The organism is Bradyrhizobium sp. WU425 (genome assembly GCF_021052305.1).
GTDB lineage: Bacteria > Pseudomonadota > Alphaproteobacteria > Rhizobiales > Xanthobacteraceae > Bradyrhizobium > Bradyrhizobium canariense_D.
This window is the reverse complement of the sequence record NZ_CP088089.1, coordinates 2,870,550-2,897,009: the sequence shown is the minus strand read 5'-3', so window position 1 is coordinate 2,897,009 and position 26,460 is coordinate 2,870,550. Positions and strand designations below refer to the sequence as shown.

Sequence of the window (26,460 nt, the reverse complement as noted above, 5' to 3'; positions counted from 1 at the left end):
CGGCCAAAGTTGCGGTTTTGATCCTGCTGACATCCCGCGCCGACGCGCCAAAATTACAACAGCGCGCGAGATAGTCGAACGCAACCTGCGGCTGCTCTTTCCCACAGCCTATCGTTGTCTTATAATGACTGCACCACCGACCAGGCGGTGGACTGGTTGCTGGGGAATTCTGTGAGAAAATTCGTTGCCGCCGCCGGCATCGTCCTGTTTGTCGTGTTCGGATTACAGCCGGTTTTCTCACAAGGCGCTCCGCCCCGCAGCTCCTCGGCGCGTGGCGATATGATCCGCATGCACCCGAGAACGTCGCCTATTACGGTGTCCCGCTCCAGACCAAGCTCGAATATGGCGGCGCCTATCTCGCGCTCGCAGCCTTGCTCGCGGTCATGACCTACGATGTCCACGAGATGCTGGGATCAATGATGCGGCAGAGGTAGCCGAAGGCCGTATTCATCATGCCGAAAACATTGCCACTGCCGGAGGCCCGGAAGCTCCTGGGATTGGAGGGCCTACGCTTCCTTGCGACCCTCGCCGTGCTGTTATGGCACTATCAGCACTTTGCCCTTGTCGCCGAGCCCGCCGTCAAGCTCACCAGAAGCGAGCTGCCGTTCTACCGCGTTCTGTTCCCTTTCTATGAGGCCGGCGAGTACGGCGTCTGGTTCTTCTGGTGCATCTCGGGCTTCATATTCTTCTGGAAGTATCGCACCATTATCGCCGATCGCACGGTCGACGGCCGAAGCTTCTTCGTGAACCGGCTGTCGCGCCTCTATCCGCTCCATATCGCAACGTTGCTGCTGGTCGCGGTGCTGCAACCGGTCTATTTCGCCCAGCATGGAGTCTACTTCGTCTATCCGAACAACGATCTCCCGCACTTCCTCGCACAGCTCTTCATGGCGAGCGACTGGCTGTTGCCGCGCAGCGAAAGCTTCAACGGGCCCATCTGGTCGGTCTCAGTCGAGATTATGGACTATGCGACCTTTTTCATGGCGTTGCGCTTTGTAACGGCATCGCCGCTGTTCAATTTGGTCGTGATCCTTGCCTCGATCACGATCGGAACGCAGGTCGGGACCAGCCTCGCCTTCTTCTATGCAGGCGGACTTGCCGCCATGGCCCGGCAGGCCGTCGTCGATTCCGGGCATCGGCGGACATTGGAAGCAACGGCCGCGTTCGCCGCCATCGCAGTCCCGGCGGCGATCTGGCTGGCGGGCATCGAGCTCGCCCCGGCCGCCGGACCGCTGCTGCTGATCTATACACCGATCCTGCTGTTCTGCTGTTCCGGCCAACTCACCTTGCCGCGGCGGGTCCAGGCACTACTCGAGATGGCCGGCAATATGACCTATTCCTGCTATCTTCTGCACTTCCCGATTCAGCTCGCCATCGCACTCGCCTGCGTGGCCATGCAGCGACCGATTCCCTACGGCGACCATCTGTTCTGGGTGGCCTTCGTGCTGCCGACACTCGTGGCCTCGCACCTTACCTATCGCTGGTTCGAGGCGCCGGCGCAGCGCCTGATCCGCAGTACCCTTCGACGCAAAAAATAAGCGGGGCGGACAAGTCCGGCCCCGCTCTGATGTCGCGGATCGAGCAGCTTTGACACAATGCGTCTCGCTTACGCAAAGACGCGGCTGCACCCGATCACTGCCCCCACACTTCCTTCGCAATCTCGACCGCGAGGCTGAGCTTGGCCCACTGCTCCTCCTCCGAGAGAATGTTGCCTTCCTCGGTTGAGGCAAAGCCGCATTGCGGGGAGAGCGCGAGCTGCTCCAGCGGGGCGAACTTGGCGGCTTCCTCGAGACGCCGCTTGATCGCGTCCTTGTTCTCGAGCTCACCGAACTTCGAGGTGATGACGCCGACCACGACGACCTTGTTGCCCTTGGGCAGGAAGCGCAGCGGCTCGAAACCACCGGCGCGGTCGCTGTCGTATTCGAGGAAATAGCCGTCGTAATTGGTGCCGGCGAGCATGGTCTCGGCAACCGGCTCGTAGCCGCCTGAAGAAATCCAGGTCGAACGGAAATTTCCGCGGCAGACATGCGTCGTCACCACCATGTCGGCGGGCTTCTCGGCCAGCGCGTAGTTGATGACGCGCGCATAGATCTGCTGGAGACCCTCGGGATTGTCGCCCCGCTCGCGCGCCTTCTGCAATTCGTCCGGCGAGCAGAGATAGGCCCACACGGTGTCGTCGAACTGGAGATAGCGGCAGCCGGCGTCGTAGAACGCCTTCACGGCCTTGCGGTAGGTCTTGCCGAGGTCTTCGTAGAAGGCATCGAGATCGGGATAGACGTCCTTGGAGATCGCCTTGCGGCCGCCACGGAAGTGCAGCACCGCCGGCGACGGGATCGTCATCTTGGCGGTGACGTGAGCCTGGTCGGCAACCTTCTTCAGGAAGCGGAAGTGATCCAGCATCGGGTGGTCATCGGGGAAATCGAGCTTGCCGATCACGCGCACCGCGTCGTGCCGGGTCTCGACGCCCGCAAACTGGATGCCGGTGTCGGGGTGAAACATTTCACAGCCGGTGAGCTTGGCCAGGAAGTCGAAATGCCACCAGGAGCGGCGGAATTCGCCGTCGGTTGCGAGCTTCAGGCCGAGCGAAGCCTGCTTATGCACGACCTTCTCGATCTCCAAATCCTCGATCTTGCGCAGATCGTCGGCCGAGATCTCGCCCTTCTCCAGCCTGGCGCGGGCTTCCTTGATCTTGGCGGGACGTAAGAGGCTGCCGACCTCGTCGGCGCGGAAGGGGGCTTTGGTTCGCTGCATTTCTTACTCCCAGTTATTTTTAGTGGGCCGCCGCCCCTGCAACGCCGAGGTGGCGCTCGAGGACCGACTGGTCGGCCTTCAGCGCGGCGCTCGGGGCGTCGTGGACGATCGTTCCGCGCTCCAATATCACAACACGGTCGGCCAGCCCCAGAATCTTTTGGGCATTCTGCTCGACGATGATCGAGCAGATGCCGCCCGCCCGCGTGATGGTCCCGATCGCCCTCAAGAGCTCCTCGACGATGATGGGGGCAAGGCCCTCGGTCGGCTCGTCCAGGAGAAGCACTTTGGGATTGAGGGTCAGCGCGCGGCCGATTGCCAGCATCTGCTGCTCACCGCCGGAGAGCTGGTTGCCAAAATTGCTCCGCCGCTCCTTCAGCCGCGGGAACATCTCGTAGACCCTTTCGACGGTCCAGGGACCGGGCTGGGCCACTGCGGACATGTTCTCCTCCACCGTGAGCGAGCGGAAGATGTTGCGCTCCTGCGGCACCCAGCCGATCCCGGAGCGCGCCCGTTGGTCGGGCCGCAAGGTCGTGACGTCGGTACCGGCGAGCCTGACAGTTCCGGAGAAGCGACGGGTGACGCCGACGATCGAGTTGATCAGCGTGGTCTTGCCGGTACCGTTGCGCCCCAACAGCGCCAGCACCTGGCCTTCGGCGAGACGCAGCGACATGTTCGGCAGCACCACGGCCTCGCCGTAGCCGGCGCGAAGCGAGTCGATCGCGAGCAGGTCAGACATTGACCGCCTCCTCGCCGAGATAGACCGCCTTGACCTGCGGGTCGCGCGCGACCTGCTCGGGCGGGCCTTCGGTGAGCAGCGCGCCGGAGACCAGGACAGAGATGCGGTCGGCGAAGGAGAACACGAGGTCCATGTCGTGCTCGATCAGTAGCACGGTAACGTCGCGCGGCAGGCTGCCGACGACGGCGAGAATGTCGTGGCGCTCGCTCTCGGGCACGCCGGCGGCGGGCTCGTCCAGCAGCAGCACGCGCGGCTTGGCGGCGATCGCGACCGCGATCTCGAGCAGGCGCTGCTTGCCGTAAGGCAGCGTCACCGTCTGTTCGTTCATGACGTCGAGCAGGTGGAAGCGCGTCAGGAGGTCGGCGATCTCGCCGTTGACGTCGCTGCGCGTGCCCATCCGCCGCCACCAGTCGCCGCCATGGCCGAGGCGCTCGGAGACAGCGAGACCGATGGTCTCGAGCGGAGTCAGGTCGGGATAGAGCTGGTTGATCTGGAAGGTGCGCGACAAGCCGCGCAACACGCGCTTGTGCACGGGCAGATCCGTGACGTCCTGGCCTTCGAGCAGGATGCGGCCCGAGTTCGGCTTGAGCACGCCGGTGAGCTGGTTGATCACCGTGGTCTTGCCGGCGCCGTTGGGGCCGATCAGCGCGTGGCGGGCGCCTTGTTCGATTTTTAGCGACAAGTCGCGGGTGACGCGCAGACCGCCGAACTGCTTTTCGAGATTCTGGGTTTCGAGCACGATGGTCATGCGTCGCTCTCCGGCACGGCGACGACGGCCTTGCGCCCCGCTATCTGCCTGATGACCAGATTGGGCACATACAGCATCCAGCGATGCAGGCGCTGGCGGCCGACCAGGACGATCACGACCAGCACGAGGCCGATCCAGAACTGCCAGTATTGCGGAGTGATGGTCGAGAACAATTCCTGCAGCATGCGAAACAGCACCGCGCCAATCAGCCCGCCGTAGAGATAGCCGGTGCCGCCGATCACGAGCACAAGCATCAGGTCCGCCGAGCGCTCGAAGGCGAACACATCGAGCGAGGCGATCGCGGTAGTCTGGGTGAACAGCGCGCCTGCGATGCCGGCATAGAACGCCGCGAGCGTGTAGATCGCAATCAAGCGGCGGTTGACGGGGATGCCGATCGCGGCCGCGCGCAGCGGATTGTTCTTGATCGCGCGCAATGACAGCCCGAACGGGGAATGCACGACCCGGCGGGCGAAAAGGAACAACAGGAACAGAACGGTGAGCGAATAGAAGAAGCCGGTCTTGCCGAACATGTCGAACGGAATCTCACCGAAGATCGGCTGCATCTCGATACCCTGCAGACCGTCGGTGCCGCCGGTGATGTTGGAGAAGCGTTCGGCCAATGCCTCAAGCAGCAAGGCGATGCCGAGCGTCACCATCAGTCGCGTCAGATCGACGCCGCGGATCACGAGGAAACTGGTAGCGAAGCCGAGCACCATCGCGACAACGCCGGCGACGACAAGCGCAAGCACGGGCTCGTTGATGATCCCGTGCAGCGCAAGAAGCCCCGCCGCGTACGCGCCGACGCCGAAGAAGGCGGCATGGCCGAGCGAGACGATGCCCGCGTAGCCGAGGATCAGATCGAGCGACATCGCAAACAGCGCGAGCCGCAGGATATCCGTCATGATCAAGTAGCGCGAGGGAAATACGAAGCCGCAGGCCAGCACGATCAGCCAGAAAGCGGCCTCGCCATAGTGCCAGCGTGCCTGGCGCTGGGCGTGATAGCCGACGTCGGAGGAGGCGCTCATCGGCGAACTCAACGCGCGGCCGTGCGGCCGAACAGACCGTTCGGGCGCCAGATCAGGATCACGATCATCATGGTGTAGATCACGAAAGGTCCCATCTTCGGCACGTAATATTTGCCGGCGACGTCGCCGATGCCGAGCAGCAGCGAGGCCAGAAACGGGCCGGTGATGGAGGATGAGCCGCCGACGGTGACCACGATCAGGAAGTAGATCATGAACTTCAGCGGAAAATACGGGTCGAGGCCGAGGATCTCGGCGCTCAGCGCGCCGCCGAGACCGGCCAGGCCGCAGCCAAAAGCAAACGTGAAGGCGAACACCTGCGGCACGTTGATGCCGAGGCCGCTCGCGGCGCGGGGATCGTCTACCGCGGCGCGCAGGCGGCTGCCGAACCGCGTCTTCGCCAGCACCATCTGGAGACCGATGGTGAGCAGCCCGCAGATCACGATGATCATCAGCCGGTAGCGGCCGATGCCGACGCCGAACAGGTCGAACTGGCCCTGTAGCGCCGCCGGCAAGTTGATGAAGACGCGCGACGAGCCCTGGATGTAGTCGACGGCCGCGACCGACATGAACGTGAGGCCGATCGTGAACAGCACCTGGTCGAGATGGCTGCGCGCATAGAGGTGTCGGTACAGCGTGCGCTCGAGCACGATGCCGATCGCAGCGGAGGAGACGAAGGCTAGCGGCAACGCAGCGAAAAATGGCCAGCCCATCCGGTTGACCAGCACCATGCAGACATAGCCGCCGGCCATGGCGAAGGCGCCATGGGCGAGGTTGACGAAATTCATCAAGCCGAGCGTGACCGCGAGCCCGCAAGCCAGCACGAACAGCAGCATGCCGTAGGCAACGCCATCGAACAGGTTGGTGAGGATTGAGGTCATCGTCTCAGCTTAGCGTTATCGTCATGGCCGGGCTTGTCCCGGCCATCCACGTTCTGTCTGGTGTTTCTTTTCCCGGCTTTGCGTGGATGCCCGGGACAAGCCGGGCATGACGCAGACACGGAGGCGAGCCCCGGAACGACGCGAGTCACTTCTTGGTCTTGCCGAGATCCTTGACGGCCTCGAAGGTCGCGAACTCGACGTTGTAGAGCTCGCCGTCGACCTTCTCGACCTTCCGGATGTAGATGTTCTGCACGATGTCGCGGGTCTCGGGGTCGATCAAGATCGGGCCGCGCGGGCTCTCCCACTTCTGGCCCTTCATCGCTTCGACCAGCTTGGTGCCGTCGGTGTCGCCATTGGTCTTCTTCAGCGCTTCGTAGATCAGGTGAATGCCGTCATAGCCACTCACCGCCATGAAGCCCGGCCGGTTTCCGTAGGCCTTCTTGTAGGCCGCGACGAAATCCTTGTTCATCTGCGAGGGATGCGCCGCGGAATAGAGGTGAGCGGTGACCGTGCCCAGCACGGCGTCGCCCATGTTGTTGAGGAGATCGTCGTCGGTCACGTCGCCCGGTCCGATCACCTTGATGCCGGCCTTGTCGAGCCCGCGTTCGGCATACTGCTTCATGAAGTTACCGCCCTGGCCGGCCGGCACGAACACGAAGATCGCGTCAGGCTTGGCATCCTTCATACGCTGGAGGAACGGTGCGAAATCGGGATTGGCAAGCGGCGTCTTCACCTCTTCGACCACCTCGCCGCCACCGGCGGTGAAGTTCTGCTTGAAGAAGTTGAGCGCGTCATTACCCGGCGCGTAGTCCGAGGTCAGCGTCGCCACCTTCTTGATGCCGTTTTTCACCGCCCAGTCGGCGATGATGGTGGAGGACTGCGCCAGCGTGAAGCTGGTGCGTACGATATAGGGCGAGCGCTCGGTGATGATGGAGGTGCCCGCCGCCATCACGACTTCCGGGATCTTGGCTTGCGTGGCCAGGGGCGCCGCCGCGAGCGCGGCCGGCGTCACGCCGAAGCCGGCGATGAAATGGACCTTGTCGTTGACAATCAGCTCCTGCGCGGCAGTCTTGGTCTTGTCGGGAATCGCAGCATCATCCTTGAGGATGATCTCGATTTTCTTGCCGGCGACGGTGTCGCCCTTCTGCTGCATGTAGAGCTTGATCGCGTTCTCGATCTGCTTGCCAGTCGAAGCCTGGCCGCCGGTCATCGGCAGGATCAGGCCGACCTTGACGCTGTCCTCGGCCTTGGCCGGAGCGACGGCCACCAGGCCCGCGATGGCGGCAGCTGCTGTGGCCCAAGCAGTCTTTTGAGACAGTTTTTTGCGTTCGAACATCAGATGTCCCTCCCCTTCATTCCTGATCTCTTGTGCGCCGGACCGAGTGCCCGATCCTTGCCTTAAGTCTAGCTCACGCACGCGTGATGCCGCGCGCAACATGGCGTCTTTCGCGCCCTTATTGTCAATCGGACGTTTGGCGACCATTCGGCGCAAGCCGAGCGTTCCGATTGCCGACGGCAGAAGCGATATCGGGTCACGTCCGGGTACCGCCGGCATCATGATTGCGCTCGCTTTCATTTGTACGATTGTACAAATGAACTGGACCTGTCAACGAAAAAGCCTCTTTGCTGATCAAGCCACTTTGTCGCGAACCCTTGCCGCAGTCTAGAAACGCTCCCAGCCGGGTGGATGGAGGATTTCGTCTTTTGTTTGCAGAATTTGAACATCGGCAAGGCTTGGGTCGGTACACTCCGGTATCAAATTACCTACCTCGAATAAGCCTATTTTACCTTGTTGAAGGCTACTCTCCCGGCGACAGCCTGACCTGGCGTCCAACACGACTGACCTCGCCTCTGTACAATGGTGCAATGCCTAGATCCTTCGGTTCCCTCCTGATCCTCCTCGCGCTCTCCGTGGGCCTGTCCGGCTGCGGCACCGTCAACGAAAAGCTCTCCTCCGGCATGGGCGACTACGTCCCGCAATGGGCCGGCGGCTTGCCGGCGGACGCCCCGCCGCGGGCGGGCACGCCGCAATACGATGCCTACATGAAGGAGCGCGAGCGTAGGCGACTGATGCCGGCAGCGGATCGCGAAAAGGAAGAGCAGGCGCAGAAGGGCGCAACGGGCTCGGCGTCCGGCACCGCGGTGCGCTAGTCGCGCCCCTCGCCGCTTGCGGCGAGAGCGTAGCAAATCAATCCACGAACACCACGGTCTTGCGGCCATTGAGGATGACGCGGTCGTTGAGATGGTAGCGGATCGCGCGCGCCAGCACGCGGCGCTCGATGTCGCGGCCCTTTCGGACGAGATCCTCAGGCGTGTCGCGATGGCTGATGCGCTCGACGTCCTGGTCGATGATCGGGCCCTCGTCGAGGTCGCGCGTGACGTAATGCGCGGTGGCGCCGATCAGCTTGACGCCACGCTCATGGGCCTGGTGATAGGGTTTTGCGCCCTTGAAACCCGGCAGGAACGAGTGGTGGATGTTGATACAGCGTCCCGACAGATTTGCCGAGAGATCGTCGGACAATATCTGCATATAACGGGCGAGCACGACGAGATCCGTCCCGGTCTTGGCGACGAGATCGAGGATCTGCGCCTCCTGCTCGCGCTTGGTCTCTTTCGTAACAGGCAGATAGTGGAACGGAACCCCGCCGAAATCGAGCCCGTCATAGACCTCGCGCGGATGATTGGAGACGATTGCGGCCAAAGTCATCGGCAGCTCGCCCGTGCGCCAGCGATAGAGGATGTCGACCAGGCAGTGATCGGACTTCGACACCAGCAGCATCACCTTGCGATGCGCAGCGCGATCGCGCATCTGCCATTCCATTCCGAAGCGCTCGGCGATCGCGGCAAAGCCGGTCTGGAGTGCCGACAGCTCCACGGCGAGATCGGCAGCGGTGAACACCACCCGCATGAAGAACTCGTTGGTCTCGGTGTCGTCGAATTGTTGGGCGTCGAGGATGTTCTGTCCGGAATTCGCCAGGAAGGTCGACACCGCCGAGACGATGCCGGGACGATCCGGACAGGACAGGGTCAGGACATATTGATGATCTGGCATGGGCCTTGATGAAGGTTTGGGCAGCGGCTGCGGAACGAGCCGCGATTTGCGCCCTGCTCTATCACCGACCCTACCTTGCGCCAATCCCGACCGTGGAGTCAGGATGAACGCACCATTGCTTTGGCTGACCGGAGTAGGCTCATGGCCGACCGCTTGAACGGCACCCGCATCCTGATCCTGGAAACGCGCGAGGAGGCTCAGTTTTCGAAGCTGCTGGCCGAGCAAGGCGCCGAGGTCGTGCAATGCCCGATGTTCACCATCCAGGATGCACCGGACCCCGCCCCGGTCGAGGCCTGGATCCGCCGCGCCATCGACAAGCCCTTCGACGATCTCGTGCTGATGACCGGCGAAGGCCTGCGGCGGATCATGAAGCTCGCGCGAACCCGTGGTCTCGACCAGGCCTTGGTTGCTTCCCTCGCCCGATCGCGAAAATTCACCCGCGGCCCGAAGCCCGGCAAGGCGCTACGCGAGATCGGGCTCGAGCAGCAGCAGATGACGGAGAAGCCGACCACCGAGGGTGTGATCGAGATGCTGAGCAAGCTCGACCTGAACGGACGTCGCCTCGGCCTCCAGCTCTATCCCGACAAGGACCACAGCGCGCTGACCGGCGCGCTCGCCGCGCAAGGTGCCGAGGTCGATACCGTGTTGCCTTACGTCTACGATCCAAAGGCTGCGGACGCCAGCATCGTCAACGCAATCGACGACATGGCGGAAGGGCGGATCGACGCCATCGCACTGACCAATCTCGGCCAAGTCCGCCGTCTCCTCGAAGCTGCGAGGGCGCATGGCAGCGAGGCGCGCCTGCGCGCAGGATTCGAGCGGACGCTGATCGCGTCAGTGGGGCCGGCCGTCTCCGGCGAGCTCGTAGCGCACGGCTTGCGCACGGACATCTCGCCGGTGGAAGACCACTATTTCATGCGCCCGCTGATCTCGGCGATGGCGGCAGCATTGGTGGACAAGCGGCCGAAGGTGGCGGAATGATCGCCAGACGCGGTGCCTAGCTTGCCATCTGCGAGGCGGCCGACATCAGCTCCTGCGGGCTCGGCGCGGCAAACATGCGATGGCCGCCTTCGGGCACCTCGGTAAAGCTCCAGCGCACAACCCCCTCGCGGTCGAGCAGAAACTGCCCGAAGAGCTGGCCCTGGCCGGTTGCCGCCATGCGCTGATCGGCTTCCGTTATCTCATAGCCGTCCTTGTTATTGAGGTACTCCGCGGCCGCGGGCCGATTCATCGGGGCGGGCAATTCGCCGGGCATGTCGACTTGCATGCTCATGACCACGTTCATGCCGACCTTGTGCGGCCACTCGGTCTCGTTCTCCGTGAACTCGAGATTGGGCAGGCCGAATGCGCGGTGCGAGAGCCGCTCGGGATCGGACGCAGCGAGCAGGTTGGGCAACGGATGGTAACGAAAATAGAGTCGCGCGCGCTCGATCGGCGTGTTGACCACCGTGAGACTTTCGACGCCTTTCTCGTGCAAGGCGGCATCAAGTTGCGCCTGTGCCGCGATATGGCGGCGGCAGAACGGGCAATGCAGCCCCCGATACAGGCCCACCAATATCGGGCTTTGTCCGCGAAAGTCTTCGAGCGCGATCTTTCCGTCGCGTGTGATCGCGTCCAGCACGACGTTCGGTGCACGATCGCCCGGTTGAAGTGGTCCCTCGACGTGACGTTCAGACATGATGGCACTCCTTCACATGATCTAGTCAAGAAACGGCAGTACGATCAGCCCTGCGGGATCAAGCCCGTGCCGCGTGCAGACGTCCTGTGCCAGCGCGAAATATCGCTCGGCCTCGGGCATGTCGCCTCGATCAAGGTTCAGCGTCGCAAGACCATCATAGCATGGAAACAGCTGCTGCGGCTCGCCGGTTTCGCTCGCCACCTCGATTGCCTCATTGTAGCAACGAGCAGCCAGATCGGGCCGGAAATGGCATTGATGGATTTGCCCGAGCACGATCAACGGCACGGAGAGATGCTCGCGCTGATCAAGCGCGCGGTCGATTTCGATCGCCTTTTCGGCGGCCGGCACCCCCTCCTCAGTACATTTGTCCGTGAAGGTGCAACAGGCAACAGCAAAATTGGCAAGAAGGCGCGCCTGGAACCCGAGATCGCCGATCCGACACGCGACATCGAGTCCGCGCCGGCAAACCTCCACGGCTTTCGCCGGGTCGACAATCGTGTAGAGCACACCGAGATTGGTGTAGCCGCGGCAGGCCACGTTGAGGAGCCCGGCGGCCTCGGCTGCTGCGACACTTTGCTCCACCTCACGCACCGCCTCCTGGTGTCGGCCAAGCCGCGCCAGTGCCACCCCCTTGGTGTTGAGCGACTCTGCAATGGCGCGCGCCGCCTCGAATCCGACTTGCCTGTCGGCGTCCGCCGGTACGCTTCGGGCGTAGCCAAGCGCCTCGTCCGCCCATCTCGCGGCGGCCACGTGATCGCCCGTGCGAAACGAAAGACGGCCGCGCTCTTGCAGGAGGTGCGCCCACTCGATGGGCGCGTCGGTCCCTCCTAGCCGTTCGGCCGCCTCGGCATAATGCGCCTCTGCCTTGATCCGCTTGCCGGCGTCCCACAACAATCGGCCAAGCTTGCGGAGAATTCGCGCTTCGCCGATGCGGTCCTCCGCATTGCGATGACCTTCCAGCGCACTCTGGTAGTGCTCCTCAGCCGTGATCCTCCGGCCGGCCGCGGCACACAGCTCCGCGATCCGCTCGCAGAGGATCAGGCGTTCGGGCTCCCATTCCCCGCCGGCCAACAACACGGCGAGAGCCTGTTGGTAGAAGCGGATGGCATCGTCATTGGCGTAGGTCGCGCGGGCGCGATCGCCGGCCGCGCGCAGATAGCGCGCACCTTTCGGCTTGCTCGCGCTCAGACTGAAATGATGTCCGAGCAGTATGAGGTCCTCGAGGCGCTCGGGCTCATTGCCATAGAGCCGCTCCAGCGCGGCACCAATCCGTCCATGGAGCTCGATCCGACGCTGCAAGAGCAGGTTTTGATAGATCACGTCCTGAAGCATGGTTTGCGTAAAGCGATAAGATCGCAGCGAGATCGAGTTCGCGCCCGCGACCTCCTCGACAATCTCGGCATCGCACAGAAGTTCGAGCCCCGCTTCCACCTTCGTCCGCTGCGATGCCATCGCACCGAGAAGAGCCGCATCGAAACGTGGGCCGATCACCGCGGCCTCCTGGGCCAAGCGGCGCACCTCATGCGGCAGCCGGTCCAGGCGCGCCAGTAACAGGGCCTGAATGCTTGCCGGTATATCGGCGGCGGCTTCATCTGACTTGATCCGCCACTGTGAGCCGTCACGCTCCAAGGCGCCAGCTTCGATGAGACCGCGGATGATTTCCTCAAAGAAGAGTGGATTGCCGCCCGCGCGCTCCAGGATTCGACTGAACAGACTTCCCGGCGGTTCACTCCAACCGTGGCTGAAGTAGGCCGCGAGCAGCTTTTGTCCGTCTGCATCACCAAGCGGAAGCAATCGAAGGGTTGTATGGCTGATCCGCCCCGAGCCGAACTGATCCAGTTCCAGCATAGGCCGATGCGTAAACAACAGCATCAGCCGCGTACGCTCCAGCCGGTCCATCAGGAACCGCAGCGCTTCAAGCGATACGGCATCGGCCCAGTGCAGATCCTCGACAATGATCAGGAGCGGCGACAGGACCAGGCGCCGTTCGAACACGGTACGAATCGCAAAGAATATCTGCCGCCGAAGCTGCTCGGGCTCGACGTGCTGCAGCGCGGCGTCCGGATCGCCGAGGCCGAGAACGTGGAAATAAAGGGGCATCAGGCGATCGGCCTCTTCGACCGCAAGGCCGAGCTCCGACAGTGCCGTCGCCAGCTTGGCCTGGGCCTCCGCCACGGTCGTCTTCTGCGCGATGCCGTAGGCGCTGCGCAGCACAGCGGCAAGGGTGCCATAGGACTGTTCGCCCAGCGGCGAGCAGACAGCGCGCCGGATCGCCACGCCGGCGAAACGGTCCTCATCGCGGGCGTGGGCAACGAATTCGTCCACCAGACGCGTTTTGCCGATGCCGGCTTCACCGACCAGCCGCACCAGCTGCGCCGCGCCGCCACACGCGAGATCAAGATTGTCGACTAGACGGGCGAGCTCGGCGTCGCGCCCAATCACCGGCGCACTCAGGCCCAGCGTATCGAGGCCGCGTGCCGCACGGGGCGTGTCGAGCGGTCCGTTCAAGCGATGGACCAGGACGCTGCCCATCTTGCCCTTCAGCGAGACCTCGCCAAGCGATTCATATGAGAATGCATGCCGCGTAAGACGGTAGGTCAGCGGCCCGACCAGCACCTCGCCCGTGGAAGCCATCGACTGCAATCGTTGAGCCGTATTCACCGTATCGCCCGTGACCGAGTAGGATTTGGCAACTCCAACACCCAGTCCGCCAGCAACCACGTGCCCGGTGTTGATGCCGACATGAAGCAGGAGCGGTGACCCGGCATACGCCTTTGCACGTTCGCTGAGTTGCGCCGTTCGGCCGATCATGTCGAGCGCGGCGCGGACGGCCCGCTCGGGGTCGTCTTCGTGCGCGGCCGGCGCTCCGAATAGCGCAAGCAGCGCGTCGCCGATGAATTTGTCCACGAAGCCGCCAAAGCTTTGCACCGCCGCCGTTAGCTCCTCGAACAATTCGTTCTGAAGCGCCTGCATGACTTCAGGATCGAGTCGCTCGCTCATCATGGTGAAGCCGCTAAGGTCGGCAAACAGCACGGTAATGGTGCGGCGGTTGGCTTCGCTGTCGATCTTGTCCGGCTGCGATCGAAACCCGTATTGGGCTTCGGCGGTCGGCGCCAGCGGTGGCGAGGACGCACTGGTCGGGACTGTCACGCGGCTGGCCCGCATTGATGCCAGCCCGCCTGACTTGGAGGCTTCACTGACGAGGGCGCCGCATTTCGGGCAGTACGCGAAATCCGGTGCGCACGCATAGCCGCAGCCGGGGCAGGCGTTCGGCTGCTTCGTGCCGCATTTCGGGCAGAAGACAAAGCCGCTCTGAACCTCGGAACCGCAACAGGAGCAGTTCATGGTCGAGACCCCGCGGGCGCCGCGATGGCGCAGCCTGCTGGACCCGGTCAGATGGCCCAGGATCTCGGCAAGGATGGGCTCGTCGTGCCGGAAGAGCAAGCGGTGGGTTGCGGCGCTCGCAGTTGCGGCCGCGAACGCTGCTTCACTCCTCCCCGTACCCCCTTAGCCGTTCGATATCCAGAATAGTCACGCCACCATACTCCAACCGGAGCAAGCCCTCTTTCTCCAGCCGGTTCAGCGCGCGGTTGGCATTCTGGCGGGACATGCCGGAAAGCGCGCCGATCTCTTCCTGGGTGATCTCCAGATGCGCGGTGGATTCCGGATAGAGGATCGGATTGAACAGCGAAGCAATGCTGCGGGCAAGCCGCGCAGTGGCATCCAACGTGCGGTTGACCTCGAGCATGCCGATGAACTGGCCGAGCCGCTCGTTGAGCTGGCGTACCAGGAAGCGGTTGAAGCCGACGCTGTTCTCGAACAGCCACATGAAGGCGCTGCGTTCCATCAGCGCGACGCGGCTGTTGCGCAGCGCGACCACGTCATAGCGGCGCGGCTCGTTCTTGAGCACGCTGCCCTCGCCGAACCAGGCCCCTGCCGTCAGCCCGGCAAGACTCGTCTCCTTGCCGTCGCGCGAGACCCCACCCATCCGGGCAAGGCCGAAGACCATGCCGGCCCAATAGTCGAACGTATCGCCGCGCATGAAGACGGTCTCGCCAGTGCCGTAGGACCGCTCCGTGATCCCCGTACGAGCGACCTCGATCTCCGCTTGCGTGAGCTCGCGCGACCAGGCAGCGACGCGCTTCAGTTGATCCTCTGAAATCATGATCCCGAAGCCAGCCGCACCGTTCGTCACTCCTGTTCTGCTGCAACGCAGCATGACCGTTTCGAACACCATCCAACGAAAGATGGATGATCCCCCCATCCAAAAAACTTTGTCGCAGAATTGTCAGGCGGGAGACATTTTAAAATAACGCTTTCCCCTATTGAGGACCACCTCGGGCGATGCGGCTTTTGATCCCAAACGGGAACGAGAGCGGCGCGGCTCCGGTCGAGACCATCTGCTGCATGGCCTCACCGGCACGGTCGTACTAGGATTGCCCGATAGAACGGACGAAGAGCGCCACTGAAAGCGCCATCACCGGGAGGGATCTGTTTGGTGGCTACCAGTCTTGAAGTGCGCGGCGTGTCCTTGCGATTCGGCGGCGTTCGTGCGCTGACCGATGTCGGCTTCGCCATCAGGGAAGGCGAGCTGTTCTCGATCATCGGCCCCAACGGCGCCGGCAAGACCTCGATCGTGAACTGTATTTCCGGCCGCTACAAGCCGACCGAAGGCCAGCTGTTCTACCAGGGCCGCGACATCACCGGCCTGACGCCCAACGCGCGCGCGTCGCTCGGCATCGGCCGCACCTTCCAGAACCTGGCGCTGTTCCACCACATGAGCGTGCTCGACAACATCATGGTCGGACGCCATCACCTCCTGAAGAACAATTTTCTCACGGGCTCGCTGTACTGGCTCACCGGCGCGCGCAAGGAAGAGCTCGAGCACCGCCGCAAGGTGGAAGAAATCATCGATTTCCTCGATCTCCAGTCGGTGCGAAAGGCGCCGGCCGGCACTCTCTCCTACGGCTTGCGCAAGCGCGTCGAGCTCGCCCGCGCCATGGCGCTGGAGCCGCGCCTCATTCTCCTCGACGAGCCGATGGCCGGCATGAACTTCGAGGAGAAGGAGGACATGGCCCGGTACATCGTCGATCTCAACGAGGAGTTCGGCATGACCGTGGTGATGATCGAGCACGACATGGGCGTGGTGATGGACATCTCCCACCGCGTCATGGTGCTGGATTTCGGCCGCAAGATCGCCGAGGGCGATCCGGCCGCCGTGCTCGCTGATCCCCACGTCAGGCGCGCCTATCTCGGCGAAGAGGATGAGGTGCTGGTCGATCCTGACGATGCGCCGCCGGCGCAGGAGAGCGCGGCATGATGGATTACGCAGGCCGCGTTGCGCAGGCCGACACCTATCCGAAGATGCTCCGGCTCAATGCGAAGGAGTACGGCAACGAAATTGCGCTGCGCGAGAAGGATCTTGGGCTATGGCGCCCGTTCACCTGGAACGACTACCAGACGCGGGTGCGCGACTTCGCGCTCGGCCTCGTCGAACTGGGCCTTGGACGCCAGGATGTCATCGGCATCATCGGCGACAACCGGCCGGACTGGGTCGCGGCGGAAATCGCCACTCATGCGGTTGGAGGCTTGAGCCTCGGGCTCTACCGCGACGTGCTCGACGAAGAAGCTTCGTATCTCCTCAATTATGGCGAGGCGCAGCTCGTTTTCGCCGAGGACGAGGAGCAGGTCGACAAGCTGCTCACCCTCGCCGACCGCGTCCCAAAGCTGAAGCACATCATCTATTCCGATCCGCGCGGCATGCGGAAATACGATGATCCGCGCTTGATGTCGGCGGAGACGTTTGCCGAACTCGGCCGGGCGCGGGCTACGCGCGAACCGGATCTTTACGATCGGCTGGTGGACGCGACCAAGGGCGAGGACGTCGCGATCCTCTGCACGACATCGGGCACCACCTCGCATCCAAAGCTCGCGATGCTCGCCGCCGGCCGCGTGCTCGGCCATTGCGCCACGTATCTCGCTTTCGACCCGAAAGGGCCGGACGACGAATACGTGTCGGTGCTGCCGCTGCCTTGGATCATGGAACAGGTCTATGTACTCGGCAAAGGCCTCTTGTGCCGGATGAAGATCAACTTCGTCGAAGAGCCCGAGACCATGATGAACGATCTGCGCGAGATCGCGCCGACGTTTATCCTGTTTGCACCGCGCGTTTGGGAATCGATCGCCGCCGATGTCCGCGCCAGGGTGATGGACGCAACGCCGTTCAAGCAGCGCCTGTTCGACATCGGCATGAAGAGCGGGCTTGCCGCGCTCGAACAGGGCGAGCGTTCCGGCTTTGCCGACGCGATCCTGTTCCGTGCATTGCGCGACCGCCTCGGCTTCACCCGCCTGCGTTCAGCCGCAACCGGCGGCGCGGCACTCGGGCCCGAGACCTTCAAGTTCTTCCAGGCCATGGGCGTGCCGCTGCGCACGCTCTATGGCCAGACCGAGCTGCTGGGGGCCTACACGCTGCATCCCGCGGGCAAGGTCGATCCCGACACGACGGGCGTGCCGATGGCCGACAGCGTCGAGATCCGCATCGACAATGCCGACGTCCACGGCGTCGGCGAGATCGTGGTGCGGCATCCCAACATGTTCCTCGGCTACTACAAGAACCCGGAGGCGAGCGTAGCCGACATCAAGGACGGCTGGATGCTGTCCGGTGACGCCGGCTATTTCAACGCGAACCGTCAGCTCGTGGTCATCGACCGCATCAAGGATCTCGCCGAGACCTCGCGCGGCGAGCGCTTCTCGCCGCAATTCATCGAGAACAAGCTGAAGTTCTCCCCCTATATCGCCGAAGCCGTGGTGCTGGGCTCGGGCCGCGACGCGCTCGCCGCAATGATCTGCATCCGCTACTCCATCATCTCGAAATGGGCGGAGAAGAACCGGCTCTCGTTTACGACCTACAGCGACCTGGCCTCGCGGCCCGAGGTTTATGCGCTACTCAAGAAGGAAGTCGAGACCGTCAACGCGACTCTGCCGCCGGCACAGCGCATCTCCCGTTTCCTGCTGCTCTACAAGGAGCTTGACGCCGACGACGGCGAACTCACCCGCACGCGGAAAGTGCGCCGCAGCGTCATCAACGAAAAGTACGAAGGCATCATCGACGCGATCTACCGCGGCCAGGCCGACATCCCCGTGGACACCGTGATCCGCTTCCAGGACGGCAGCACGCAGCGCGTACGTACAACGCTGAGGGTCGTGGACCTGGGCGGACCCGGGCACATGGCGGAGGCCGCGGAGTGAGTCTACTTCGAACCGAGAGCGCGATGCGGGTCGATGCGCCCTCTCCCCTTGCGGGAGAGGGCATCTCCGCTATTAGCCAAGACCCCACTCGGGTGAGGGGTCCTCTCTCCCCGCCCTTACTGCTGAGACAACCCCTCACCGGTCTTTGCTTCGCCAAGCCACCCTCTCCCACAAGGGGAGAGGGGAAGATCGCGCCGGATTTGTCAGCGAGCACCACTTCATGAACACCGCCTTCCTCATCCAGCTCCTGGTCAACGGCCTCGTGGTCGGCACGCTCTATGGCGTGGTCGCGATGTCCTTTGTGCTGATCTACAAGGCTAGCCAGGTGGTCAATTTCGCGCAGGGCGAGCTCTTGCTTGTCGGCGCCTGGGTGTGCTGGACCTTGCTCGCGAAATACCAGGTGCCGTTCTGGATCGGCATGCCGATGACGCTGGTGTTCATGTTCGTGTTCGGCATCGCGGTGCAGGTCCTGATCCTGCGACCGATGATCGGCGAACCCATCATCTCGGTCATCATGGTGACGATCGGCCTCTCCACCGTGCTGCAGGCGACGCTGAAATGGATATTCGGTGTCAATCCACAGCCGTTCCCGCGTGTGTTCGAGAGCCAGTCCGTCAGCCTGCTCGGGCTCCAGATCCAAACCGTCTATGTCATGAGCCTCGTCGTCTCGGTCGCGATGATGATCGGCATGGCCTGGTTCTTCCGCGCCTCGAAGTACGGACTTGCGATGCGCGCCACCGCGTTCAACCAGCAGGTGGCACAGTCGCTCGGCATCTCCGTGAAAAGCGTGTTCGCGATGGCGTGGGCGATCTCAGCGACGGTTTCCGCGGTCGCGGGCGTCGTTGTTGCCGTGGTGAACGGCGTCTCGTCCGGGTTGGCCGGCTACGGCATTAAGGTGTTTCCGGCGGCGATCCTCGGCGGACTCGATTCCGTCGGCGGCGCCGTGCTCGGCGGCATCATCATCGGCCTGCTCGAGAACATCGCGCAATATGTCGACAGCGAATACCTTCACTGGGGCAATCTCTACGAGATCGCGCCGTTCTACGTCCTCATCATCGTGCTGATGATCAAGCCCTACGGCCTGTTCGGCACCCACGACATCGAGCGGATCTGATCCATGGCCGGCCCTGTCCTCATCCCTGCTGGTGACTTCCGCACCTCCTATGCGGCCGACACCACGATCTTTCCGACCACGACCAGCCGCAATTTTGCGATCGTCGGCGTGCTGCTGCTGTGCTTCGCGCCCCAGTTCTTCAGCGGTTACTGGCTCAGTATCCTGATCCAGATCGGCATCTTCTCGATCGCGGCACTGGGGCTGAACATCCTGGTCGGCTTCACCGGCCAGATCTCGATCGGCCATGCCGCCTTCTTCCTGCTCGGCGCTTTCACCTCGGCCTACATCTCCAACAACACGCCGATCCCGGTCTTCTTCGCGATCCCGCTTGCCGGCATGATCACGGCGCTGATCGGGCTGATCTTCGGCATCCCGGCGGCGCGCCTGAAGGGGCTCTACCTAGTGATCGCGACACTGGCCGCGCAATACATCCTGCTCGACTTCTTCTCCCGCGCCGAGTGGTTCACCGGCGGCTCGGTGCCGGCGAGCGCAAGTCCGTTCTCGATCTTCGGATACACGCTGCGCGGCGACAGGCAGTATTTCTACGTTGTGCTGGCCTATGTGCTGGCGAGCTACATCCTCGTCACCAACCTGATGCGTACCCGCGATGGCCGTGCGCTGGTGGCAATCCGCGACCATTATCTCTCCGCGGAGATCATGGGCATCAATCTCACAAAGTATCGCACGCTGTCGTTCGGCCTTGCCGCGTTCTTCGCCGGCATCGCCGGCGCGCTCTATGCGCACTACCAGCTCGTGGTATCGCAAGAGGGTTTCGGCATCGAACGTTCGATCCTGTTCCTCGCCATGATCATCATCGGCGGCACCGGTTCTATCATGGGCACGCTGATGGGCACCGCGTTCGTGGTGCTGCTGCCCGAGACGATGGAGTTCCTCAGCGTCGCGCTGAAGGGCGGCGCGATCGACAAGGCGCTGTCGCTCAACAACAACATCACCTTCCTGCGCGAGATCGCAATCGGGGTGATCATCATCGCGTTCCTGATGTTCGAGCCGGACGGGCTCGCCCATCGCTGGCGACAGATCAAGGCGTACTGGAAACTCTACCCGTTCTCGCATTGAGCGCGGGCACTCGCTAACCAACAAATAAACAGGAGGAGGCAACCCATGAAGACAAAATCCCTTTTGAGCACCGCGTCGCTGGCGCTGGCGATCGCCGCATTCTCGGCAAGCGCGCAGGCGCAGATCGCGATCGGGCACCTCGCCGATTATTCCGGCGGCACCTCCGACGTCGGCACACCCTATGGCCAGGCCGTCGCCGACACCTTCGCCTGGGTCAACAAGAACGGCGGCGTCGGCGGCAAGCAGCTCAATGTCGACACCAACGATTACGGCTACCAGGTGCCGCGCGCGATCGCGCTCTACAAGAAGTGGTCGGCGCCCGACTCCAAGGTCGCGGCCATCATGGGCTGGGGCACGGCAGACACCGAGGCGCTGACCGGCTTCCTCGCCCAGGACAAGATCCCCGACATGTCCGGCTCATATGCCGCCGCGCTCACCGACCCCGAAGGTATCAGCGGCAAGGCCAAGCCCGCGCCGTACAACTTCTTCTACGGCCCGAGCTATTCGGACTCGCTCCGCGCCATGCTGATGTGGGCCGCCGAGGACTGGAAGGCCAAGGGCAAGTCCGGCAAACCGAAATTCGTCCACATGGGCGCCAACCACCCCTATCCGAACGCACCGAAGGCCGCCGGCGAAGCCATGGCGCAGGAACTCGGTTTCGAGGTGCTACCGCCGCTGGTGTTCGCGCTCGCGCCGGGTGACTACAGCGCGCAGTGCCTGAGCCTGAAATCCTCGGGCGCCAACTACGCCTATCTCGGCAACACCGCCGCGTCCAACATCTCGGTGATGAAGGCCTGCAAGACCGCCGGAGTCGACATCCAGTTCATGGGCAATGTCTGGGGCATGGACGAGAACGCCGCCAAGACCGCCGGCGATGCCGCCGACGGCGTGATCTTTCCGCTGCGCACCGCTGTGAGCTGGGGCGGCGATGCGTCCGGCATGAAGATGGTCATGGAGATCTCGAAGATGTCCGACCCGACCGGCAAGGTCTATCGGCCCGTGCACTACATCGCGGCGGTGTGCTCGGCGCTCTACATGAAGGAGGCGATCGATTGGGCCGCCAAGAACGGCGGCGCCACCGGCGAGAACGTCGCCAAGGGCTTCTACCAGAAGAAGGACTGGGTGCCGGCCGGCATGGAAGGCGTCTGCAATCCCTCGACCTGGACCGACAAGGACCACCGCGGCACGCTGAAGGTCGACCTCTACCGCACCAAGATTGCGGGCGCGACCGACGGCGACCTCAACGACCTCATGGCCAAGGGCGCGATCAAACTCGAGAAGGTCAAGACGGTCGAGCTGCCGCGCAAGCCGGAATTGCTGGGCTGGTGAGCTTAGCGCTTACCTCACACACAAATGTCATCCCCCGCGAAGGCGGGGATCCAGTACGCCGCGGCCTCTCCGTAAGTGTCAGGCGTCTCTGGAATACTGGGTCGCCCGGTCAAGCCGGGCGACGACAGCGGAGTATGAGACATGACCGAAATTCATGAAGCAGCTGCTCGTCCCTCCCCAGGCGCTGTACCCGCGCCGCCTCTCCTCGCCGTGCGCAACATCGAGGTCGTCTATGACGATGTCATCCTGGTGCTGCGCGGTCTCAGCCTCGACGTGCCCAAGGGCGCGATCGTGGCGCTGCTCGGCGCCAACGGCGCCGGCAAGTCGACGACGCTGAAGGCGATCTCCGGGCTGCTCAAGACCGAGGACGGCGAAGTCACGCGCGGCGAGATCCTGTTCGAGGGCGAGCGCATCAACGGCATCGATCCCGATAAGATCGTTCGCCGCGGCATCTTCCAGGTGATGGAGGGCAGGCGCATCGTCGCCGACATGACCTCGCTGGAAAATCTCAAGCTCGGCGCCTTCACCCGCAGGGACCGCGAGGTTGGCGCCGATCTCGACATGGTCTTCAACTATTTCCCGCGCCTGAAGGAGCGCACCGGACTGGCTGGTTATCTTTCCGGCGGCGAGCAGCAGATGCTCGCGATCGGCCGCGCGCTGATGGCGCGCCCGAAGATGATCCTGATGGACGAACCCTCGATGGGTCTGTCGCCGCTGCTGGTGAAAGAGGTGTTCTCGATCATCCACAAGATCAATCGTGACCTCGGCGTCACCATTCTCCTGGTCGAGCAGAACGCCCGCGCTGCGCTGTCGGTGGCAAGCCACGGCTACATCATGGAGCAGGGCAAGGTCGTGCTCGACGGCACCGCGGACGAATTGCGCGACAACGAGGACGTCAAGGAATTCTATCTCGGCGGCGCTGGCGACCAGCGCAAGAGCTTCAAGAACCTCAAGAGCTTCAAGCGGCGCAAGCGCTGGCTCTAACCTTCCAATACCTGTTCCGCTTCCGTAACTGCGCAGAGAACATGATAGAACGACGACGCAGGAATGGTGTCGATCAGCGATTTGCCGTCGCGCTCGAACTGGTCATACCAGCCGCCCCGCACGGGATGGCTGAGATAATGGCGTTCGAGCCGCGCCAGCGCCATGCGCGCCTCCTCCGCCGCGCCCGCCTCGCCGGATTCGGCCTGCGCGATCCACGCCTTCGCAATCTCGGTCTGTGGCCACAGCCGGCGCGTAGTGCGGCGAATGTTGCCGGCGTCGTCACCCTCGTCGATCAGGCAGCCGGTGGACTCGTCGCGATAGCGCAACGCGGTTTCCAGCAGCTCGGCGCGCCGCTGTCCGGTCGGGCAGCCCGTGATGCGTTCGAACCCCTTCAGCAACCAGACCCATTCCGCCTGGTGGCCGGGCTCGACGCTGACTGGCGCGATCTTCGACCAGTCCTCTTCGAAATATTCGCCGAGCGCGCGCGTCCGCTTGTCGTAGAGATTGGCGAGGAACAGCGCGAAGAACTCGCCGGCACGGTTCTGGAACGACAAATCGTGGGTCGCGTCGAAGCACGCGATCATCGCCTCGAACAGATGCATGTGCGGGTTCTGCCGGCGCGGCAGCGAGACCGGAAGGCCTTCGTGGACGCCGCCGTGCGGCGAGCGCAGATGGCCGTCGAGGAAGGCGAGCAGTGCGTCGATCTCGGCGCGAATTTGCGCGTCCTGGTCGAGCGCATAGACGGCCGCGAGCGCAAACAGGATGAAGGCGTGGTCGTAGGCGTCGCGCCGGCCGTCCAGCACCGCGCCCTCCGGCGTCAGCCGGTGCACGTAGCCGGGCCGGCCGTCGGGCGCCTTTGCTTTGGCGAGCAGATGCTCGAGCCCCTTCAGTGCGATGGCGCGCCCCTCAGGGTACCAGCCCATCTGCGCAGCCTTGGCGTAGCACCAGATCTGGCGGGCCTGCACGAACACCCGGCGCGGCGCGGCGCTGTCCGCCGTGCCGTCGCGGTGCAGCCGATCGATGAAACCACCCGCGCCATGGTCCCAGCCGACCGTCGACCACAGCGGCAGCGCCTCGTCGATCATGCGGCGCTTCAGGCGCGCGACGACGTCCGCCGCCTCGTCCGCCGCACTGATTCCCTCGTCCGCCATCGCGTCCTCTTCAAACCTCGCCCATGGCCGTCTGATACCCATGACGGCGGCGGCGCGCAACGGATGCCAACCCGGAAAGATGAGCCATGACCGCCCATTACGACGCCCTCGAGACGCGCGAACAAGCCGCGCGCGAGGCCGATCTGTTCTCCCGCCTGCCAGGCGTGCTGCGCTCTGGGATGACCGCGCCCGCCTATGCCGATCGGCTGAAAGGCGTCGATCCGGCCGCCGTGACCTCCAGGGCGGCCCTGGCGGGCCTGCCGGTGCTGCGCAAGTCGGAACTACCGGCCCTGCACAAGGCCTCCACGCCTTTTGGAGGGTTCGTCGCGGCGGCGCCCGGCTCGTTCGCCCGCCTCTTCACCTCCCCCGGGCCGATTTTCGAGCCGGAGGGGCTGCAGGCTGACCCCTGGCGCGGCGCACGGGCGCTGTTCGCGGCCGGGTTCCGGCCCGATGACATCGTGCTCAACACCTTCAGCTACCATCTCACCCCCGGCGGCTTCATCTTCGATGCGTCGGCCCGCGCGCTCGGTTGCGCCGTGATCCCGGCTGGTCCAGGGAATACCGAGCAGCAATTCGAGCTGATCGAGGCCTACCGTCCCGTCGGCTACAGCGGCACGCCGGACTTCCTGAAGATCTTGCTTGATGCTGCCGCAAGCTCGGGCCGCGACGTCTCCTCGATCAAGCGCGCGCTGGTCTCGGGCGCAGCCTTCCCGCCCTCGCTCCAGGCCGAGATCAAGGCGCGCGGCATCGACGTCTACCAGGCCTTCGGCACCGCCGATCTCGGCATTATCGCCTTCGAGACCAGCGCGCGCGACGGTATGGTCGTGAACGAGGATCTCATCATGGAGATCGTCAAGCCCGGTACCGGCGATCCCGTGGCGCCCGGTGACGTCGGCGAGATCGTCGTGACCTCATTCGACCCGCACCATCCCTGGATCCGGCTCGCTCTCGGCGACCTCACCGCGGCACTGCCGGGGACCAGCCCCTGCGGGCGCACCAACATGCGCATCAAGGGCTGGATGGGCCGCGCCGACCAGACCACCAAGGTCAAGGGCATGTTCGTCCGCCCCGAGCAGGTCGCCGAGATCGGCAAGCGCCATTCCGCGCTCGGAAGATTACGCCTCGTCGTCACGCGCCAAGGCGAGGCCGATGCAATGACGCTGAAAGCGGAGACGGCGGCCACGAACGATGCGTTGCGGAACGAGATTGCAGGCACCTTGCGCGCCGTGACGAAACTCGGAGGCGAGGTTGAACTGGTGAGGCCCGGCGCGCTGCCGAACGACGGCAAGGTGATCGCGGACGAGCGATGACGATGAAATCAGGCGAAGATGGCGTTGGTGCCCAAAGCCTATCCGCGACATTTCGTGACTGGGCGTTCGCACTTCAATCAAAAAACCGCAGCTGCCTTAGCCTATTGCAAGCCATGTCGCTCAAGCCAGCCGGCTCAGCGTCAGATGCGCGAAGAAGTCTGATTGCTGTATCGTTGCGATCACGGCGCGCAGCCTGTCGTCGTGGACGTGAGCCGTCGGGTCAGCGGCTTCGAGCGCATCGACGATAACGTCTACAAGCTCCCGTCTCAGGTCGCTGGTACGCGGTTCCTGAATATCCAGGAGCGGGGCAACATTATCGATGACCCAGGCCGAGACATCGGGATCCTCCATCGTGTCCCCGCGTGCGAGACGGGCTGACACTGCCTTCGCCTCCTCTGCAATCAAGCGGATCCGCACCGCTTCGGCCAGCTCGACGGCACCGATGCAACGGGACGCCAGCTGGGGCGATGACGAGAAGTCCCGACCCGCGCGGACGAGGTCCAAAAAGCCAGCCAGCTCTGTCGCAAGCGGCCCGAGCTTGCCGCCGACTTCCAAGCCTGGCAACTCGACGCCATCGATGAAGATCCGGCCGGGCTCGATGGTGAAATCAAGCTCGGCCCTGCCGCCATCGCGCAATTCGAGGCGAATCAATCGCTTGCGCGCGACAGCCCTCCGTCCGAACCGAAGCACGGCAAGCGACTGCCCCAAGCCCAGCTCCACCTCGACCGCACCTTGCGGCAACGGCCTCACCTCGCGCAATTGCGGCTCGGCGCTGTCGTCGATCAGATGCAGCATCGACCAAAGATGAGGAATGATCTCGTCGACCTTATGCGTCGTGACGTTGGACAATTTGGCCATGCCGTGCCGGATCTCCTGCTCAGCATCCAGCCACTCCAATTCGATGGCAGCGACCGCACGGCCCGCGCACAAACGCAGGAAATAACGCAAGAACGGCGCACTGAGCAGATGCAGGCCGACAAGGAGCGGGATGTTGCGCCCAGCCGCCAGATCGACCAGACGATTTGCACTGTCGACGCTCAGCGCAAGCGGCTTCTCGACCAGGGTCGGCACGTCCCTGCGCAGCAGGCTCTCGGCAGTCCCGGCGTGATCGGCGGCAGGTGTCGCGACGATGGCGGCATCGGGACGCAGAGCCAGCGCAGCGTCAAGGCTCGCGAGCGGCGTGAACCGAGGAGGCGCTCCTGTACGATCGGAGAGAAACGCATTGAGGGCTTCGCCATTGTGGCGCGACACCCACAGCACACAACCGATACGATCGGAAAGCTGTGCCAAGATGGAAGCGTGCGTACGCCCCCATCGTCCGCCACCGACCAAAGCCACCGTGAGCCCGCTCATCGAAACTTTCCTCATCTCCGCACTGA

At 63.6% G+C, this 26,460-nt stretch carries 22 protein-coding genes; 10 read left to right on the top strand and 12 right to left on the bottom strand.

Annotated elements, in window-relative coordinates:
* The first annotated feature begins 452 nt into the window (after nt 1-452).
* Nucleotides 453-1,538, top strand: a complete 1,086-nt coding sequence (locus BcanWU425_RS13745; protein WP_231190551.1) for an acyltransferase family protein — start codon at nt 453-455, stop codon at nt 1,536-1,538.
* A 94-nt stretch (nt 1,539-1,632) separates the two neighbouring features.
* On the opposite strand, the gene BcanWU425_RS13740 is transcribed toward BcanWU425_RS13745, so the two are convergent.
* The 6 genes from BcanWU425_RS13740 to BcanWU425_RS13715 form a co-directional block, all read right to left on the bottom strand.
* Nucleotides 1,633-2,751: a cobalamin-independent methionine synthase II family protein gene (locus BcanWU425_RS13740; protein WP_204511800.1), complete on the bottom strand. Its 1,119-nt coding sequence runs from the start codon at nt 2,749-2,751 to the stop codon at nt 1,633-1,635.
* Nucleotides 2,752-2,770: 19 nt separating this feature from the next.
* Complete coding sequence (locus tag BcanWU425_RS13735) at nt 2,771-3,487, bottom strand: ABC transporter ATP-binding protein (RefSeq protein WP_204511801.1); 717 nt, start codon at nt 3,485-3,487, stop codon at nt 2,771-2,773.
* On the bottom strand, nt 3,480-4,235 hold the full coding sequence (locus BcanWU425_RS13730) for an ABC transporter ATP-binding protein (RefSeq protein ID WP_085394522.1): 756 nt from the start codon (nt 4,233-4,235) through the stop codon (nt 3,480-3,482). Before BcanWU425_RS13730 ends, BcanWU425_RS13735 begins: the two co-directional genes overlap by 8 nt.
* On the bottom strand, nt 4,232-5,260 hold the full coding sequence (locus BcanWU425_RS13725; RefSeq protein ID WP_085348722.1) for a branched-chain amino acid ABC transporter permease: 1,029 nt from the start codon (nt 5,258-5,260) through the stop codon (nt 4,232-4,234). The genes BcanWU425_RS13730 and BcanWU425_RS13725 overlap by 4 nt, the downstream gene beginning before the upstream one ends.
* Before the next feature lie 8 nt (nt 5,261-5,268).
* Nucleotides 5,269-6,138, bottom strand: a complete 870-nt coding sequence (locus tag BcanWU425_RS13720; protein ID WP_007601971.1) for a branched-chain amino acid ABC transporter permease — start codon at nt 6,136-6,138, stop codon at nt 5,269-5,271.
* Nucleotides 6,139-6,283: 145 nt separating this feature from the next.
* Nucleotides 6,284-7,474, bottom strand: a complete 1,191-nt coding sequence (locus BcanWU425_RS13715; RefSeq protein WP_204511802.1) for an ABC transporter substrate-binding protein — start codon at nt 7,472-7,474, stop codon at nt 6,284-6,286.
* Between the two features lie 530 nt (nt 7,475-8,004).
* Between BcanWU425_RS13715 and BcanWU425_RS13710 the strand changes: the two genes are divergently transcribed.
* Nucleotides 8,005-8,289 carry a hypothetical protein gene (locus BcanWU425_RS13710; RefSeq protein ID WP_204511803.1) on the top strand — a complete coding sequence of 95 codons (285 nt, stop codon included), beginning with the start codon at nt 8,005-8,007 and terminating at the stop codon, nt 8,287-8,289.
* A gap of 37 nt (nt 8,290-8,326) precedes the next feature.
* On the opposite strand, the gene purU is transcribed toward BcanWU425_RS13710, so the two are convergent.
* Nucleotides 8,327-9,190 (bottom strand): formyltetrahydrofolate deformylase, encoded by an 864-nt coding sequence (gene purU / locus BcanWU425_RS13705; RefSeq protein ID WP_204511804.1) that lies wholly within the window; start codon nt 9,188-9,190, stop codon nt 8,327-8,329.
* Between the two features lie 141 nt (nt 9,191-9,331).
* Here purU and BcanWU425_RS13700 point away from each other — a divergent pair, with 141 nt between their 5' ends.
* Nucleotides 9,332-10,171 carry a uroporphyrinogen-III synthase gene (locus BcanWU425_RS13700; RefSeq protein WP_204511805.1) on the top strand — a complete coding sequence of 280 codons (840 nt, stop codon included), beginning with the start codon at nt 9,332-9,334 and terminating at the stop codon, nt 10,169-10,171.
* 16 nt (nt 10,172-10,187) lie between these two features.
* On the opposite strand, the gene BcanWU425_RS13695 is transcribed toward BcanWU425_RS13700, so the two are convergent.
* The 3 genes from BcanWU425_RS13695 to BcanWU425_RS13685 all read right to left on the bottom strand — a co-directional run bounded on the left by BcanWU425_RS13695 (nt 10,188) and on the right by BcanWU425_RS13685 (nt 15,033).
* Complete coding sequence (locus BcanWU425_RS13695; protein ID WP_085348726.1) at nt 10,188-10,868, bottom strand: redoxin domain-containing protein; 681 nt, start codon at nt 10,866-10,868, stop codon at nt 10,188-10,190.
* Between the two features lie 21 nt (nt 10,869-10,889).
* A complete protein-coding gene (locus BcanWU425_RS13690) occupies nt 10,890-14,213 on the bottom strand; it encodes an adenylate/guanylate cyclase domain-containing protein (RefSeq protein WP_204513970.1) in 3,324 nt (1,107 codons plus the stop codon).
* A gap of 142 nt (nt 14,214-14,355) precedes the next feature.
* Nucleotides 14,356-15,033: a Crp/Fnr family transcriptional regulator gene (locus tag BcanWU425_RS13685; RefSeq protein ID WP_026233339.1), complete on the bottom strand. Its 678-nt coding sequence runs from the start codon at nt 15,031-15,033 to the stop codon at nt 14,356-14,358.
* Between the two features lie 333 nt (nt 15,034-15,366).
* Between BcanWU425_RS13685 and BcanWU425_RS13680 the strand changes: the two genes are divergently transcribed.
* From BcanWU425_RS13680 to BcanWU425_RS13655, 6 genes are all read left to right on the top strand, one after another.
* On the top strand, nt 15,367-16,188 hold the full coding sequence (locus tag BcanWU425_RS13680) for an ABC transporter ATP-binding protein (RefSeq protein WP_007601963.1): 822 nt from the start codon (nt 15,367-15,369) through the stop codon (nt 16,186-16,188).
* Nucleotides 16,185-18,116: a long-chain fatty acid--CoA ligase gene (locus tag BcanWU425_RS13675; RefSeq protein WP_204511806.1), complete on the top strand. Its 1,932-nt coding sequence runs from the start codon at nt 16,185-16,187 to the stop codon at nt 18,114-18,116. Before BcanWU425_RS13680 ends, BcanWU425_RS13675 begins: the two co-directional genes overlap by 4 nt.
* A gap of 220 nt (nt 18,117-18,336) precedes the next feature.
* On the top strand, nt 18,337-19,230 hold the full coding sequence (locus BcanWU425_RS13670; protein ID WP_204511807.1) for a branched-chain amino acid ABC transporter permease: 894 nt from the start codon (nt 18,337-18,339) through the stop codon (nt 19,228-19,230).
* A 3-nt stretch (nt 19,231-19,233) separates the two neighbouring features.
* A complete protein-coding gene (locus BcanWU425_RS13665) occupies nt 19,234-20,307 on the top strand; it encodes a branched-chain amino acid ABC transporter permease (protein WP_204511808.1) in 1,074 nt (357 codons plus the stop codon).
* Nucleotides 20,308-20,352: 45 nt separating this feature from the next.
* A complete protein-coding gene (locus BcanWU425_RS13660; protein ID WP_204511809.1) occupies nt 20,353-21,636 on the top strand; it encodes an ABC transporter substrate-binding protein in 1,284 nt (427 codons plus the stop codon).
* Nucleotides 21,637-21,777: 141 nt separating this feature from the next.
* Nucleotides 21,778-22,620 (top strand): ABC transporter ATP-binding protein, encoded by an 843-nt coding sequence (locus tag BcanWU425_RS13655; RefSeq protein ID WP_085360006.1) that lies wholly within the window; start codon nt 21,778-21,780, stop codon nt 22,618-22,620.
* Here the strand turns inward: BcanWU425_RS13655 and BcanWU425_RS13650 are convergent.
* A complete protein-coding gene (locus BcanWU425_RS13650) occupies nt 22,617-23,771 on the bottom strand; it encodes an AGE family epimerase/isomerase (protein ID WP_204511810.1) in 1,155 nt (384 codons plus the stop codon). The two genes, BcanWU425_RS13655 and BcanWU425_RS13650, sit on opposite strands and share 4 nt — an antisense overlap.
* 86 nt (nt 23,772-23,857) lie before the next feature.
* Between BcanWU425_RS13650 and BcanWU425_RS13645 the strand changes: the two genes are divergently transcribed.
* The gene (locus BcanWU425_RS13645; protein WP_204511811.1) at nt 23,858-25,081 is read left to right on the top strand and encodes a phenylacetate--CoA ligase family protein; all 1,224 of its coding nucleotides are present in this window, start codon (nt 23,858-23,860) and stop codon (nt 25,079-25,081) included.
* 120 nt (nt 25,082-25,201) lie between these two features.
* Here BcanWU425_RS13645 and BcanWU425_RS13640 read toward each other — a convergent pair whose 3' ends face one another.
* On the bottom strand, nt 25,202-26,434 hold the full coding sequence (locus tag BcanWU425_RS13640) for a Gfo/Idh/MocA family oxidoreductase (RefSeq protein ID WP_204511812.1): 1,233 nt from the start codon (nt 26,432-26,434) through the stop codon (nt 25,202-25,204).
* Nucleotides 26,435-26,460: the final 26 nt, after the last annotated feature.

What these genes read in the sequence shown, in the direction of transcription:
- BcanWU425_RS13745 (WP_231190551.1), top strand. Translation starts at nt 453, where the DNA reads ATGCCGAAAACATTGCCACTGCCGGAGGCCCGGAAGCTCCTGGGATTG.
- BcanWU425_RS13740 (WP_204511800.1), bottom strand. Translation starts at nt 2,751, where the DNA reads ATGCAGCGAACCAAAGCCCCCTTCCGCGCCGACGAGGTCGGCAGCCTC.
- BcanWU425_RS13735 (WP_204511801.1), bottom strand. Translation starts at nt 3,487, where the DNA reads ATGTCTGACCTGCTCGCGATCGACTCGCTTCGCGCCGGCTACGGCGAG.
- BcanWU425_RS13730 (WP_085394522.1), bottom strand. Translation starts at nt 4,235, where the DNA reads ATGACCATCGTGCTCGAAACCCAGAATCTCGAAAAGCAGTTCGGCGGT.
- BcanWU425_RS13725 (WP_085348722.1), bottom strand. Translation starts at nt 5,260, where the DNA reads ATGAGCGCCTCCTCCGACGTCGGCTATCACGCCCAGCGCCAGGCACGC.
- BcanWU425_RS13720 (WP_007601971.1), bottom strand. Translation starts at nt 6,138, where the DNA reads ATGACCTCAATCCTCACCAACCTGTTCGATGGCGTTGCCTACGGCATG.
- BcanWU425_RS13715 (WP_204511802.1), bottom strand. Translation starts at nt 7,474, where the DNA reads ATGTTCGAACGCAAAAAACTGTCTCAAAAGACTGCTTGGGCCACAGCA.
- BcanWU425_RS13710 (WP_204511803.1), top strand. Translation starts at nt 8,005, where the DNA reads ATGCCTAGATCCTTCGGTTCCCTCCTGATCCTCCTCGCGCTCTCCGTG.
- purU (WP_204511804.1), bottom strand. Translation starts at nt 9,190, where the DNA reads ATGCCAGATCATCAATATGTCCTGACCCTGTCCTGTCCGGATCGTCCC.
- BcanWU425_RS13700 (WP_204511805.1), top strand. Translation starts at nt 9,332, where the DNA reads ATGGCCGACCGCTTGAACGGCACCCGCATCCTGATCCTGGAAACGCGC.
- BcanWU425_RS13695 (WP_085348726.1), bottom strand. Translation starts at nt 10,868, where the DNA reads ATGTCTGAACGTCACGTCGAGGGACCACTTCAACCGGGCGATCGTGCA.
- BcanWU425_RS13690 (WP_204513970.1), bottom strand. Translation starts at nt 14,213, where the DNA reads ATGAACTGCTCCTGTTGCGGTTCCGAGGTTCAGAGCGGCTTTGTCTTC.
- BcanWU425_RS13685 (WP_026233339.1), bottom strand. Translation starts at nt 15,033, where the DNA reads ATGATTTCAGAGGATCAACTGAAGCGCGTCGCTGCCTGGTCGCGCGAG.
- BcanWU425_RS13675 (WP_204511806.1), top strand. Translation starts at nt 16,185, where the DNA reads ATGATGGATTACGCAGGCCGCGTTGCGCAGGCCGACACCTATCCGAAG.
- BcanWU425_RS13670 (WP_204511807.1), top strand. Translation starts at nt 18,337, where the DNA reads ATGAACACCGCCTTCCTCATCCAGCTCCTGGTCAACGGCCTCGTGGTC.
- BcanWU425_RS13665 (WP_204511808.1), top strand. Translation starts at nt 19,234, where the DNA reads ATGGCCGGCCCTGTCCTCATCCCTGCTGGTGACTTCCGCACCTCCTAT.
- BcanWU425_RS13660 (WP_204511809.1), top strand. Translation starts at nt 20,353, where the DNA reads ATGAAGACAAAATCCCTTTTGAGCACCGCGTCGCTGGCGCTGGCGATC.
- BcanWU425_RS13655 (WP_085360006.1), top strand. Translation starts at nt 21,778, where the DNA reads ATGACCGAAATTCATGAAGCAGCTGCTCGTCCCTCCCCAGGCGCTGTA.
- BcanWU425_RS13650 (WP_204511810.1), bottom strand. Translation starts at nt 23,771, where the DNA reads ATGGCGGACGAGGGAATCAGTGCGGCGGACGAGGCGGCGGACGTCGTC.
- BcanWU425_RS13645 (WP_204511811.1), top strand. Translation starts at nt 23,858, where the DNA reads ATGACCGCCCATTACGACGCCCTCGAGACGCGCGAACAAGCCGCGCGC.
- BcanWU425_RS13640 (WP_204511812.1), bottom strand. Translation starts at nt 26,434, where the DNA reads ATGAGCGGGCTCACGGTGGCTTTGGTCGGTGGCGGACGATGGGGGCGT.